At 62.3% G+C, this 13,093-nt stretch carries 14 protein-coding genes; 5 read left to right on the top strand and 9 right to left on the bottom strand.

Translation table 11 applies throughout. The features are described from left to right. Nucleotides 1-5 precede the first annotated feature (5 nt). From pcaH to BBJ66_RS11805, 3 genes are all read left to right on the top strand, one after another. Nucleotides 6-755, top strand: coding sequence for a protocatechuate 3,4-dioxygenase subunit beta (pcaH, locus tag BBJ66_RS11815; protein ID WP_071087138.1), 750 nt, complete (start codon nucleotides 6-8; stop codon nucleotides 753-755). Between the two features lie 2 nt (nucleotides 756-757). Then, a complete protein-coding gene (gene pcaG, locus BBJ66_RS11810) occupies nucleotides 758-1,369 on the top strand; it encodes a protocatechuate 3,4-dioxygenase subunit alpha (protein ID WP_071087136.1) in 612 nt (203 codons plus the stop codon). Between the two features lie 225 nt (nucleotides 1,370-1,594). Further along, a complete protein-coding gene (locus tag BBJ66_RS11805; protein WP_071087134.1) occupies nucleotides 1,595-2,641 on the top strand; it encodes a 3-carboxy-cis,cis-muconate cycloisomerase in 1,047 nt (348 codons plus the stop codon). Between the two features lie 18 nt (nucleotides 2,642-2,659). Here BBJ66_RS11805 and BBJ66_RS11800 read toward each other — a convergent pair whose 3' ends face one another. The 7 genes from BBJ66_RS11800 to BBJ66_RS11770 form a co-directional block, all read right to left on the bottom strand. Continuing rightward, on the bottom strand, nucleotides 2,660-3,490 hold the full coding sequence (locus BBJ66_RS11800; protein ID WP_071087132.1) for a shikimate dehydrogenase family protein: 831 nt from the start codon (nucleotides 3,488-3,490) through the stop codon (nucleotides 2,660-2,662). 4 nt (nucleotides 3,491-3,494) lie between these two features. Next, nucleotides 3,495-4,562 carry a Gfo/Idh/MocA family protein gene (locus BBJ66_RS11795; RefSeq protein ID WP_071087130.1) on the bottom strand — a complete coding sequence of 356 codons (1,068 nt, stop codon included), beginning with the start codon at nucleotides 4,560-4,562 and terminating at the stop codon, nucleotides 3,495-3,497. A gap of 42 nt (nucleotides 4,563-4,604) precedes the next feature. Next, a complete protein-coding gene (locus BBJ66_RS11790) occupies nucleotides 4,605-5,369 on the bottom strand; it encodes an amino acid ABC transporter ATP-binding protein (RefSeq protein WP_049732513.1) in 765 nt (254 codons plus the stop codon). Between the two features lie 55 nt (nucleotides 5,370-5,424). After that, nucleotides 5,425-6,066, bottom strand: coding sequence for an amino acid ABC transporter permease (locus tag BBJ66_RS11785; protein ID WP_071087128.1), 642 nt, complete (start codon nucleotides 6,064-6,066; stop codon nucleotides 5,425-5,427). A 10-nt stretch (nucleotides 6,067-6,076) separates the two neighbouring features. Then, nucleotides 6,077-6,745, bottom strand: coding sequence for an amino acid ABC transporter permease (locus BBJ66_RS11780; RefSeq protein WP_049732511.1), 669 nt, complete (start codon nucleotides 6,743-6,745; stop codon nucleotides 6,077-6,079). After that, on the bottom strand, nucleotides 6,742-7,191 hold the full coding sequence (locus tag BBJ66_RS11775; protein WP_049732510.1) for a type II 3-dehydroquinate dehydratase: 450 nt from the start codon (nucleotides 7,189-7,191) through the stop codon (nucleotides 6,742-6,744). Before BBJ66_RS11775 ends, BBJ66_RS11780 begins: the two co-directional genes overlap by 4 nt. Before the next feature lie 263 nt (nucleotides 7,192-7,454). Beyond that, nucleotides 7,455-8,285 (bottom strand): transporter substrate-binding domain-containing protein, encoded by an 831-nt coding sequence (locus tag BBJ66_RS11770; protein WP_071087126.1) that lies wholly within the window; start codon nucleotides 8,283-8,285, stop codon nucleotides 7,455-7,457. 221 nt (nucleotides 8,286-8,506) lie between these two features. Here BBJ66_RS11770 and BBJ66_RS11765 point away from each other — a divergent pair, with 221 nt between their 5' ends. Beyond that, entirely contained in the window at nucleotides 8,507-10,402 is a 1,896-nt protein-coding gene (locus BBJ66_RS11765) for a bifunctional sugar phosphate isomerase/epimerase/4-hydroxyphenylpyruvate dioxygenase family protein (RefSeq protein ID WP_071087124.1), read from the top strand. 1 nt (nucleotide 10,403) lies between these two features. Here BBJ66_RS11765 and BBJ66_RS11760 read toward each other — a convergent pair whose 3' ends face one another. Both BBJ66_RS11760 and BBJ66_RS11755 read right to left on the bottom strand, forming a co-directional pair. Then, the gene (locus BBJ66_RS11760) at nucleotides 10,404-11,078 is read right to left on the bottom strand and encodes a GntR family transcriptional regulator (RefSeq protein ID WP_010067919.1); all 675 of its coding nucleotides are present in this window, start codon (nucleotides 11,076-11,078) and stop codon (nucleotides 10,404-10,406) included. 2 nt (nucleotides 11,079-11,080) lie between these two features. Beyond that, on the bottom strand, nucleotides 11,081-11,749 hold the full coding sequence (locus BBJ66_RS11755) for a GntR family transcriptional regulator (protein ID WP_049732592.1): 669 nt from the start codon (nucleotides 11,747-11,749) through the stop codon (nucleotides 11,081-11,083). Nucleotides 11,750-12,247: 498 nt separating this feature from the next. On the opposite strand from BBJ66_RS11755, the gene BBJ66_RS11750 reads away from it, so the two are divergent. Beyond that, entirely contained in the window at nucleotides 12,248-13,078 is an 831-nt protein-coding gene (locus BBJ66_RS11750; RefSeq protein WP_071087122.1) for an MBL fold metallo-hydrolase, read from the top strand. Nucleotides 13,079-13,093 lie beyond the last annotated feature (15 nt).

The following is a 13,093-nucleotide window of genomic DNA, read 5'->3' as shown; positions in this document are numbered from 1 at the left end:
GGAAAATGTCCGAATTAGTCAACCGCAAGCCGGAGACCGGCGCCTTCTTCGCCCGCGACCGCGCCTGGCACGCGCCGGCTCTGACCCCCGGCTACAAAACCTCTGTGCTGCGGGCGCCGCAGCGCGCGCTGCTCTCGCTCGACGGCACGATCTCGGAGACGACAGGCCCGGTCTTCGGCCATTCGATGATCGGCGATCTCGACAACGACCTGATCCTGAATTATGCGCAGCCCGGCGAAAGCGCCATCGGCGAGCGCATCATCGTCCATGGCCGGGTGCTGGACGAGCGGGCAAAACCGGTTGCCGGCGCGCTGGTCGAATTCTGGCAGGCCAATGCCGGCGGCCGCTATCGCCACAAGAAGGAAAGCTATCTCGCGGCGATCGACCCGAATTTCGGCGGCTGCGGCCGCGCAATCACCGATGAGGAAGGCCGCTATCATTTCCGCACGGTGCGGCCCGGCGCCTATCCCTGGCCGAACGGCGTCAACGACTGGCGCCCGGCCCATATCCATTTCTCGATTTTCGGCCATGGCTTTGCCCAGCGGCTGATCACCCAGATGTATTTCGAGGGCGACCCGATGATCTGGAAATGTCCGATCGTCGGCACCATCCCCGACAAGGCGGCGATCGAACAGCTGATCGCGCCGCTCGACTGGGGCAACACCATCCCGATGGATTCACGCGCCTATAAATTCGACATCGTGCTGCGCGGCCGCCGCTCGACGATGTTCGAAAACAGGCTGGAGGGCAACTGATCATGCAGCAGCTCGGCTACCTCAAGGAAACCCCGTCGCAGACGGCCGGCCCCTATGTCCATATCGGCCTGACGCCGAATTTCTGCGACATAACGGGCGTCTACGACAGTGATCTCGGCACCCGGATGGTCAACGACAAGACGCTCGGCGAACGCATCACCGTTACCGGCCGCATCCTCGACGGCGCCGGCGCGCTGGTGCGTGATGCCGTTATCGAGATCTGGCAGGCCGACAGCGCCGGCCTCTACAACAGCCCGTCGGAAATGCGCGGCACCGCCGATCCCAATTTCACCGGCTGGGGCCGCTGCCCGACCCGCAGTGAAGACGGCGTCTACAGCTTCGACACCATCAAACCCGGCCGTGTCCCCTTCAAGGACGGCCGCAGTCAAGCCCCGCACATCACCGTCTGGATCGTCGCCCGCGGCATCAATATCGGCCTGCACACGCGCATGTATTTCCCGGAGGAGACGGAGGCCAATGCCGCCGACCCGCTGCTTGCCCGCATCGAACATCGCGAGCGTGTCGCCACCATGATCGCCACCCGCGACGGCGCCACCTGCCAATTCGACATCCATCTGCAGGGTGCCAACGAGACGGTGTTTCTGGATATTTGAAGGGGCTTGGCCAGCGGCCTGTACGAAGAGCCTTGTGCCCGTAGCCCCCTCACCCTACCCTCTCCCCGAGGGGAGAGGGTATGTGCCAGACGAGATGACATGCCCATAGGCGCCGACACCGCCCCAAATCCCTTCTCCCCTCGGGGTCCGAAGGACGGGTCGAGACCGGCGGCTCGACCCCGGCGGCAGCCGGATGAGGGGGCCACCACCAAAAACGAGCAATCCATGACCGCATCGCCCTTCGACCACCCCTTTCTCTCCGGCCTGCTCGGCGACGATGAAATCGCGCCCTATTTCTCCGCCGAGGCCGATATCCGCGCCATGCTCTCCTTCGAGGTCGCGCTGGCGAGGGCGGAAGCCGCGCATGGCCTGATCCCAGCGGAAGCGGCAAGAAAGATTGCCGAAATCTGCGCCGGCTTTTCGCCCGATCTGCCCCGTCTGCGGGCAGCAACGGCGCGGGACGGTGTTGTCGTTCCCGAGCTCATCAAGCAGCTGCGCGCCGCAGTCGGCGAGGAGGCGGCGAAAAACCTGCATCTCGGCGCCACCAGCCAGGATGTCATCGATACCAGCCTGATGATCCGGCTGAAGGCGGTGGTCTTCCTGTTCGCCGGCCGGCTTTCCGCCATCGTCGCAGGGCTCGATGGGCTCGACCGCCAGTTCGGCGGCAACCGGCTGATGGGCCATACCCGCATGCAGGCGGCGATCCCGATCACCATCTCCGACCGTCTCACTGCGTGGCGCGCGCCGTTGGAGGCCTATCGCGACCGCCTCACCGAGCAGAGTTTTCCCGTTCAGTTCGGCGGCGCCGCCGGCACGCTCGACAAGCTCGGCCCGCAGGCCGCAACCGTTCGCGCCGCACTCGCCCAGGAACTCGGCCTGACCGACGCCAGGCAATGGCAGAGCGGCCGTCTGCCGATCGCCGATATCGCCGGCCTGTTTGCGTCGATCTCCGGCAGCCTCGGCAAGATCGGCCAGGATATCGCCCTGCTTGCCCAGGCAGGCGAAGAGATCGAAATCGCAGGCGGCGGCACCTCGTCGGCGATGGCCCACAAGCAGAACCCGGTCGCCGCCGAAACCCTGGTCGCGCTCGCCCGCTTCAACGCGACGGCGCTGTCGGGCATCCACCAGTCCCTCGTCCATGAACAGGAACGCTCCGGTGCCGCCTGGACGCTCGAATGGCTGCTGCTGCCGCAAATGACGATGGCAACGGCCGCTTCGCTGCGGCTGGCGGGGGAATTGACAGGGAATATCAAGCGGCTTGGAACTGCCTAAAGCCACGCGAAACGAGCATCAACCAAGCTTGGCGATGGCCCGCAGATTGTCGGCCGTCGTTGTCGGGAATTCGAAGAATTCGAGATAGGCCGGGATTTGTTCGAACAGCATATCCGTGCCGACCTGAAAGGCGCAGCCGCGCGCCCGGGCCGCCTCCAGGAACGGGGTGATCTCCTTGCTCATCACCACCTCGCCGACGAAGGTCGAGGGGGAGATGCGGTCGACGTCGATCGGCAGAGGGTCGCCCCGCCGCATTCCAAGCGGTGTCGCGTTGACGACGATGTCGAAGCCGGCCGGATCGAGTGAGCCGATCGTGACGTGGAGGTGGGGATAATGTGTCTTCAGCCGGTCGAGCAGCGCGGTGGCGGTCGTCTCGTTGGCGTCGAAGAGCGCGAGATGGGCGACACCCGCCTTCGCGAGGGATGCCGCGATCGCCGAGCCGACACCGCCGGCGCCAACGACCAGCGCATTTGCGCCTTCGACCTTTTTGCCCTTGCGCAGAACGCCCCGCACAAAGCCTTCGCCATCGAACATGTCGCCGATCAGCCTGCCCTTCGAATCGAGGCGCACCGCATTGCACGAGCCTGCGACTTTGGCATTGGTCGAGGTTTCGTCGAGCAGCGCCATCGTCGCGATCTTGTGCGGCATGGTGATCAGCGCGCCGTGAATATTGGAGAGCCGGAAGACAAGCTTCAGGAACGCCGGATAATCCTCCGGCATGCAGCCCATCGGCACGACGACCGCATCGATGCCGTTCTTCTCGAAATACGGATTGTAGATCAGAGGCGCCTTGAAGGACTCGGTGGGATAACCGAGGTGCGCGATGAGTTTGGTCGTCCCGGTGATCATGTGGCTAGACTTTCTCAGGATCGGCAGAGGCGCCGGCGTCAGAGAGGTGGATCATCTGCCCCGAGCGCGCCGATCTCTTGATCGCTTCGACAACCCCGAGGGTGGCAAGGCCTTCCTGCCCGCTCACGAGCGGCGGGGCATCGCCGCGAATGACATCGCAGAAATGGCTGAGCTGACGGCAAAGCGGATCGGCGGCTTCGTAAGCCACGCGCTCCTCGGCAAGCGGCGCCAGCCAATCCGGCTCGGCCGTGCTCGTCCAAAGCGTCAGATCGGGAATGCCGAGCGATCCCTTCGTGCCGCCGATCTGGTAGCAATGTTTGGGATAGAGGGGAAATGCAGGATTCTCGCCGGTGGTCGCCTCCCAGCTCCAGGGTGCGGCCACCGCATCGCTGCCGGTCAGCGTGGCGAGAACGCCGTTTGCGAACCGCAACGAGACGACAGCCGTGTCCTCGACGGCGTGGTGGCGCACGGTGTGCGATTCCATCGCATGCACGGCCTCGACCTCGCCGAACAGAAACCGGAACAGGTCGACATCATGGATCAGGTTGACGAAGATCGGGCCGGCGCCGGCTTCCCGCCGCCAGGGGATGTCGAAATAGTTGTCGGGCTTGGCGACCCAGAAGGTGCCGTGCACCGTGACGATCCGGCCAAGCCTGCCGCCGTCGACGATCTGTTTGGCCGCCTGGATCATCGGGTTGTGGCGCCGGTGATGGCCGACGAGGAGCGGTATGCCTGCCCTCTCGCCGGCGGCAACGAGCGCTGCGGCAGCGTCGACGTCGTCGGCGATCGGCTTTTCGATGAGAACGGGAATGCCGGCGGCGATAAGCTCCATGGCGTTCTCGACGTGAAGCTGGTTCGGCGTTGCCACGATGACGCCGTCGGGCCTGTCCTCGCCGGGAATGTCCTGGAAGGAGGCGTAGGATGGGATGCCGGCATTGCGGGCAAAGTCGCGGCCGACCGCAGACGGATCGATCACGGCGGAGAGAATGGTTCCGGGCTCGGACATGACGCGCTCGGCATGGCGTCTGCCGATCAGGCCGGCCCCCATGACTGCAATCTTCAATGGCTTCATGATCGGCTCCGGAATTTGACGAGGTATCGGCCTTGAGACCGCTTATTTCCGCAGGATTTCGCCGAGAAACTTTCTGGTGCGCTCGTGCCGCGGGTTGGTGAAGAATTCGGCGGGCGGAGCTTCCTCGACGATCGCGCCGCTGGCCATGAAGATCACCCGATCGGCGACCTGGCGGGCAAAGCCCATCTCGTGGGTGACGCAGATCATCGTCATGCCCTCGTCGGCCAGCGCGATCATCGTATCCAGCACCTCCTTGACCATCTCCGGGTCGAGCGCCGAGGTCGGCTCGTCGAACAGCATCACTTTCGGCCGCATGCAGAGCGCCCGGGCGATGGCGACGCGCTGCTGCTGGCCGCCCGAGAGCTGGACCGGATATTTGTCGGCCTGTTCCAGGATCTTGACCCGCTCGAGCAGCCCGCGCGCCCGCTCCTCGGCCTCCGCCCTGCCGACACCGATCGCCTTCATCGGCGCCAGCATGCAGTTCTGCAGCACGGTCAGATGCGGAAACAGATTGAACTGCTGGAAGACCATGCCGACCTCACGGCGGATCGCATCGACAGTCTTGGCCTGATCGCTGAGAACGATACCGCCAACCCGGATTTCGCCTTTCTGGTAGGTCTCGAGATGGTTGATGCAGCGAATGAGCGTCGATTTTCCGCTGCCGGAAGGCCCGCACAGGACGATCCTCTCGCCGCTGCGAACCGTCATGTTGATGTCGTGAAGGGCTTGAAACGAGCCGTACCACTTTTCCACCTGCGCCATGGTGATCATGGCTTCCGCGCGTTGGGGGGGAACGGGTCTGGTCATCGGTAGAACTCCAGGATTGGCGGCCAAGGCCGCATCGAAGAAAAAAGGCTGCGGATCAGCGCGCCGAAGCGGCGAATTTCCGCTCGAGGCGCGCGCCGAGGATCGTCAGCGGGCAGCACATCAGGAAGTACAGGATGCCGACAACGCCGAAGACCGTCAGCGGTTGGAAGATCTGGTTGGAGATGATGTTGCCGGCCCGGGTCAGCTCGGTGAAGCCGACGATCGAGGCAAGAGAGGTGCCTTTGATCAGCTGCACGAGGAAGCCGATCGTGGCCGGCAGCGAGATGCGCAGCGCCTGCGGCAGGATGACATCCCTCATGCGGGAGACGTAACGGAGGCTGAGCGCCTTTGCCGCTTCCGTCTGGCCGCGCGGAACCGCTTCGATCGATCCGCGCCAGATCTCGCCGAGATAGGCGCTGGCATGCAGCGTCAGCCCGATGGCGACGGCCACCCAGGCATCGAGCATCAGTCCGAGCAGGGCCAGGCCGTAATAGACCACGAAAAGCTGCATCAGAAGCGGCGTTCCCTGGAAGACGGCGATATAGCCGGCGGTCAGGCGTTCTAGAAGCGGGTTGCCCGAGACGCGGGCGAGAGCGACGCCGAGCCCGGCAATGCAGCCGCAGACGAAGCCGACGGCGGACAGGACCACGGTCCATTTCAGGCCGATCAGGAGGAAGACGAACTCATCGTGACCCATGGAATTCCTCCTACTTGACGGGATATTTGAAGTAGCGGGCCGAAAACGCCGCAAACAGGCGCATCATCACCCAGGAAATCACGAAATAGAAAAGCGTGACCGTGAAGTAGACCTCGAAGCTCCGGAAGCTCTCCGATTCGATCCGCTGGGAAACGGAGGTCAGCTCATAGGCCGAGATCGCCGATGCAATGCTGGTGGTCAGCGTCAACAGCACGAACTGGCTGGTCAGCGACGGATAGATCGCCCGCAGCGCCGGCTTGAGGATGATCAGCCGGAAGACCTGCGCCTTGTGCAGGCCAAGCGCCAGGCCGGCTTCCATCTGCCCCTTCGGGATCGACTGGACGCCGCCGCGAATGATCTCGATCGCGTAGGCGCCGCCGTTGATGCCGAGCGCGATGATCGCCGTCGGCGTCGGATCCAGCCGGATGCCGGCGAGCGGAAGCGCGAAATAGATGAAGAAGATCTGCACCAGGAACGGCGTGTTGCGGATCAGCTCGACGAAGGCGATGACCAGCCACCGCAAGGGTTTGAGTGCGGAGTCGCGCAGGGCAACGCCGCCGATCCCGATGACGATCGCCAGCAGCATCCCGCAAATGGCAAGCAGAAAGGTCCCGAGACAACCGAGCAGAAGGCTCGGCAGCCCATCGATGACAGGGGTGAAATCCAGCTTGTAATTCATGCTTTCGCTGCTCCCGCCATGTCGGCCATTGCTTCGATGGCAAGCTCATAACCGCGGGCGCCGAAACCGATCATGATGGCGGTGGCGACGCGCGAGATCAGCGAATTGTGGTAGATGCTTTCGCGCGCATGAACATTCGAGATGTGCAGCTCGATCTTCGGCGGATCGAACATCTTCAGCGCATCGAGGAGGGCGATCGAGGTGAAGGTATAACCGGCCGGGTTGATGATGATGCCGCAGGCCCCCTTGCGGGCCTGATGCACGCTTTCCACCAGCTCGCCCTCGAAATTGGTCTGGCGGAAGTCGACGGCAAAGCCGAGACTGTCGGCCTTCGCCAGGCACTTCTCCCTGATATCGGCCAGCGTCGTCGAGCCGTAGATGGCGGGCTCGCGCTCACCCAGCAGGTTGAGGTTCGGTCCGTTGAGCACAAAAATGGTTCTGGTCATGTCGCGCACCTCAGGGCCTTGGCATGGCGGTTGCGTTGACGGGCATGGCTGCCCGCCTTCATGGGTAAGGTTCGTCTGAAGAGAGCCGCCTGTCCCTCATCCGGCTGCCGCCACCTTCTCCCCGTAAACGGGGCGAAGGGACCAAGCCGCAATCTCTCCGTCCCTCACCAGCGTCTCGCGGGGCAAGTCCCCTCGCCCCGTTTACGGGGAGAGGGTTAGGGTGAGGGGCAATCGGCAGCCACCGACGTGAACCGACGCTTGGCTCAGTTCGCCGCGAACGGAATGCCTTCCAGCTTCTCCGGGAATTCCGGGACCGGGACCTTCATCCACTTGTCGTAGACGGCCTTGAGATCGCCGTTTGTCTTGATCTTGTCGATGAATGTGTTGAGCGCCGCATTGATTTCCTTCTCGCCGAGACGCGTGCAAGCGCCGTTGTAGAGTTTCTGGAATTCAAGCTTGTTTTCGAATTCGCCCGGACGCGCCTTGTTGACCCGGTCCATATAGAAGATGTTGCCGCCCAGCGTATCGACCTGGCCGGACACCAGGGCCTGGACGCTCGCAGCGTCTCCGTCATAGCGGCGGATCGTCGTGCCTTCAGGCGCGTTCTTCGTCACCTGCGTGTCCTGTGCAGCACCCTTGGCGACGCCGACACTGAACTTGGCCATATCGGCATTCGTCTTGATCTCCGCCGATTTGGGACCGATCAGGACGATGGCATTGGCAACATAGGGCTTGGAGAACTGCACGGCCTTGGCGCGATCCGGCAGCATTGCCATGGTCGCAAACAGAACGTCGACGCGCCCCGCCGTCAGCGCCGGAATGCGGTTGTTGACCTCGAGCGGCACGAACTCGACGGAAACGCCAAGCTCCTTGGCGAACAGCGTCGCGATGTCGGCGTCGAGACCGTCCTGCTTGCCGCCGCTGGTCACAAAGCCCCACGGCGGGTTGTCGCCCTGAATTCCGACGATGATCTTGCCGCGAGCCTTGATTTCGTCAGGCGTGATGGCAGCGGCCGGTTGCGCCACGGTGACGGCAGCCACCAGGGCCGCGGCTCCGAGCATCGCGTTTCGGCGCGTCAGCATAGATTTGAACATTAGGTTTCCTCCTCTTTGGCGGTCGTTCGACCGGACAGCCACCTCACCTTTTGACTGTGGGAGGAATGATTGCCAGAGACGGGCGCGTAAATCAACAGAGTTTTTCAAAATCGTATGAGATTTTATAATGCATCAAGCTATTTGAATTCCTCACGAGATTTGCAATAATAGGTGAGAGCGATTTTTCGCGGCTGGGCGATGGATGCCGAAAGGGCTTTGATATGAAGACCTCGATTGCGACTGTGACGATCAGCGGCGAACTGCCTGAGAAGCTTGAGGCGATCGCCCGAGCCGGCTTCGACGGCGTCGAAATCTTCGAAAACGATTTTCTGGCCTTCGACGGCAGCCCGGCCGATGTCGGAAAACTGGTGCGCGACCACGGCCTGGAAATCACGCTGTTCCAGCCGTTTCGTGATTTCGAAGGCATGCCGGAGCCGCTTAGAAGCCGCACCTTCGATCGCGCCGAACGGAAGTTCGACGTGATGCAGCAGCTTGGAACGGATCTGGTGCTGGTATGCTCGAACGTCTCGCCGGCCGCCATCGGCGGCATCGACCGGGCGGCAGACGATTTCCGGGAACTCGGCGAACGTGCCGCCCGGCGCGGACTGAGAGTGGGCTACGAGGCGCTCGCCTGGGGTCGCCATATCAGCGACCACCGCGACGCCTGGGAGATCGTGCGGCGCGCCGATCATCCGAATGTCGGCCTGATCCTCGACAGTTTCCACACCTTGTCGCGCAAGATCGACGTCAATTCGATCCGCTCGATTCCCAAAGAGAAAATCTTCATCGTCCAACTTGCCGATGCGCCGCTGATCGACATGGATCTGCTCTATTGGAGCCGCCACTTCCGCAATATGCCCGGAGAAGGCGACCTTCCCGTCACGGCCTTTACCGAAGCCGTCGCCGCCACCGGTTATGACGGCTATTTCTCCCTGGAGATTTTCAACGACCAGTTTCGAGGCGGCCTGTCGCGGCCGATCGCCGCCGATGGCCACCGCTCCCTGATCTATCTCGGCGATCAGGTGCGCCGCGATCTCGGCACCCAAAGCATGACCGGGGCGGCGATGCCGGAAAGGGCCGCCGTCAAGGGTGTCGGCTTCGTGGAGTTTGCCACGGACGAACAGGATGAGGTCGAGCTGGTGGCCTTGCTGCGCACCCTCGGCTTCAGACAGACCGCCGTCCACCGCAGCAAGAAGGTCTCCCTGTTCGAGCAGGGCGAGATCCGCATCCTCGTCAATGTCGATCAGGCGGGATTTGCCAACGCGGCCTACGCCGTGCATGGCACGTTTGCCTATGCCATGGCCCTGGTCGTCGACGATGCCGCAAAGGCATATGCGCGTGCGCTTGCTCTCGATGCCGAGCCCTTCGCCCAACCGGTGGCGGAGGGTGAACTCGAACTGCCGGCCATTCGGGGCGTCGGCGGCGGCATCGTCTATCTGATCGACGACAAGAGCGCTTTGGGCCGCTTTTCCGAAATCGACTTTCACCCGGTCAGCGACGACACCGGTACGGCGTCTGCCGGCCTTCTCCGCGTCGATCACGTCGCCCAGACGGTCGGCTATGATGAAATGCTCACCTGGCTTCTGTTCTACACGTCGATCTTCGAAACCCATAAGACCCCGATGGTCGACATCATCGATCCAGCCGGGGTGGTCCGCAGCCAGGTCGTCGAAAACCAGTCGGGGGCGCTGCGCATCACCATGAACGGAGCCGAAAACCGCCGCACCCTGGCCGGACATTTCATTGCCGAGAAGTTCGGATCCGGCATCCAGCACCTGGCGTTTTCGACCGACGACATCTTCGCAACCGCCGAAAAACTTCGCAGCTGCGGTTTCAGATCCCTGCATATTTCGCCGAACTACTACGACGACGTCGAAGCCCGCTTCGGGCTCGATCCCGTCATGGCCGAGCGGCTGAAAGCGGAGAACATCCTCTATGACCGCGACGAGCATGGTGAATATTTCCAGCTTTACAGCGGCACTTACGGCGAGGGTTTCTTTTTCGAGATCGTCGAGCGCCGCGGCTATCGCGGTTATGGCGCCCCGAACGCCATCTTCCGCATCGCCGCGCTGAAAAGACAGATGCGCCCGGAAGGAATTCCAAAAGACGCTTACTAATTTAAAGAATGCGGCCGCTCTTCAGCACATGCGCGACGCCGCTCTGCACGTGCCGTCTGACCACCTCGGTCGCGCCGGCGACGTCCCGTTGAATGGACAGTTCGAACAACAGCCGGTGGTCATCGACGACAGGCTTTCCGCGGAAGCTTTCAGCCAGCATATGGTAACGAAGGAAGCGGTCGAAGACGGAGGACAGGGTCGCCATCAGCGTCTCCGAATTGCAGGCCGAGACGATTGCCTGATGGAACTCCCAATCGTACCGGACCCAGTCGACCGTGCGCGACATATCGCCGGCCAGCAGCTTGCGCTCGGCGGCGGCCAGCCGGTGATGGGCAGCGACGATGCGCCCCTCCCATTCGAGATTTCCCGCAGCGAAAGCAAGGCCGATCGCATGGGTTTCAAGAACGATCCTCAGGTCGGCGAGCTCCAGCAGTTCCCGCCGCGAAGCCGGGCTGACTTCGAAACCACGCTGCCCTTCGGCGACGACGAGGTTCTCCGTGGTCAGGCGGCTCAGAATTTCGCGCAGCGACGAAATGCCGATGGAGTAGCGCTCCTTGGCCTGCTCCAGCTTGATCTTGGCCCCCGGCGGCAATACCCCCGATATGATATCCTCGCGGATCTGCCGGAAAACGACATCGCTTACGGTTTCGGCCGGGTCGTGGACTTGCTTGAGCATGGCTATTTCAGCGTCCCTTTGGCGAGCGCGTGTTCCACCCCGCCTTCGATATGAAACGCAAGCACCCGCTTGGCAGTCTCCGCATCCCGCCGCAAGGCCGCATCCAAAAGCTGCTGGTGTTCTTCGGCGGCGACGTCGCCGCGGTAGGACAGGGCGACCATCTGATATCGCAGATATTTGTCGAAGATCACCGAGTGAGTCTGCATCAGCAGTTTCGACCCGCAGGCGGAAATCAGCGCCTGGTGGAACTCCCAGTCGTAGCGCTTCCAGTCCTCGGCCCTGCTGGTATCGCCTGACGCCATGACCTTCTCCATCCGCGCCAGCTTGTAATGGGCCGCGACCAGCGGCGCCTCCCATTCCACGTCTCCACGCGCGAATGACTGCTCCAGGGCATGGCTCTCCAGGAGCAGCCGCATCGCCGCCGTCTCCCTGAGGTCGGAAACCGACACCGGAGAAACTTCGAACCCCTTCTGTCCCTCGGCGACGACAAGCCCCTCGGAGGAGAGCCGGTTCAGCACCTCCCGCAGCGTGCTGATACTGGTCTCGTAGGACTCTTTCAGGCTTTCCAGCTTCAGCTTTTGTGCGGGCGCCAGCCGCCCGAAAATGATGTCGGCCCGAATGCGCCGGTAACTGCTCTCGGCGATGGTCTCGTTTACGACAGGCTGCAGCATCACCGAGTCTCTTATATTTCCACTATCGTCGGATATATCGCTTTTCGGCGGCGGCGATCAAGGAAACATTGGCGCGGAAGCGAACACACTTTTCTCAGAGGATGTTGTTTCTGCCGACATGCAATGCGGACGAGAAAATCCGCTCGCGCCGCACTGGCGCCTGCAGCTGTATCAGGCTGTCGCAAAAACGTTTTAGCGCAAATGGTTGGCACCCGGATTCGAGCCGAGATGGCGGCAATTGTTTTTTCAATCGCGCGCAACCATCTAATAGGCATGACTTACGGGAAAATGTCCCGCCCCCGCAGCCCGTTTACCGAAAACCAACCATACCGGGTTGCTTTCCGACGCGAAAGCCGATTGCTTAGGAAAATCTACTTCTTCTTCCGCTAGCGGTTAGGAGAATGAAAGGGGGTACAGGCAAACCCGTGGAATTCTGCTGCTTCGCATCGGGATAAACTATGTTTACGATGGCGGGCGGGAAGGCCGGTTTGAAGAACGATGACGACAGAACTGTTTCAGGTTAAATTTTGGGGCGTCCGCGGCAGTATTCCCGTCTCGGGGCCCGAGTTCGACCGCTACGGCGGTAACACTTCCTGCATCGAAATTCGCTGCGGAGAACACAGGATGATCTTCGACGCGGGCTCCGGCCTGCGCGAGGCCGGCCTGTCGTTGCTCGCCGACGGCGTCAGCGACGTCGACCTGTTCTTCAGCCACTGCCACTACGACCACATCATCGGCCTGCCCTTTTTCAAGGCGATCTATTATCCCTCGATCAACGTCAACATCTGGTCGGGCCATCTCGACGGCAAGATGAGCACGCGCGAAATGGTCGAGCAGTTCATCAGCCCGCCCTGGTTTCCTGTTAAAACCGATATCTGCCAGGCGACGATGAACTTCCGCGATTTCCATCCCGGTCAGGCGCTGACGCCGCACGAAGGCATCGAGATCAAGACCTTCATGCTCAACCATCCGGGCGGCGCCATCGGCTACCGCATCGAATGGCAGGGCCGTTCGGTCGCTCTGATCTACGATATCGAGCATATTCCCGGCAGCCACGACCCGGTCTCGCTGGAGATGATGAAGGATGCCGATCTCGTCGTCTACGACTGCACCTACAATGAAGACGAGATGCAGCGTTTCAAGGGCTTCGGCCATTCGACCTGGCAGCACGGCACCGAACTGGCAAAGATTGCCGGCGCCAAACGCTTCGCCCTCTTCCACCACGCCCCCTCGCGCACCGACGAGCAGCTGGCGCAGATGGAAGCGCAGGCGCAGTCCGCCTTCCCCGAGTCCTTTGCCGCCCGCGACAATCAGACCGTGGTGATCTGACAGGCTGCAGGCCGC

Origin of the sequence: Rhizobium sp. RSm-3, assembly GCF_001854685.1 — a bacterium.
Lineage (GTDB): Bacteria > Pseudomonadota > Alphaproteobacteria > Rhizobiales > Rhizobiaceae > Rhizobium > Rhizobium ecuadorense.
Note: the sequence above shows the minus strand (reverse complement) of the source record. Positions and strands in the feature narration are given on the sequence as shown.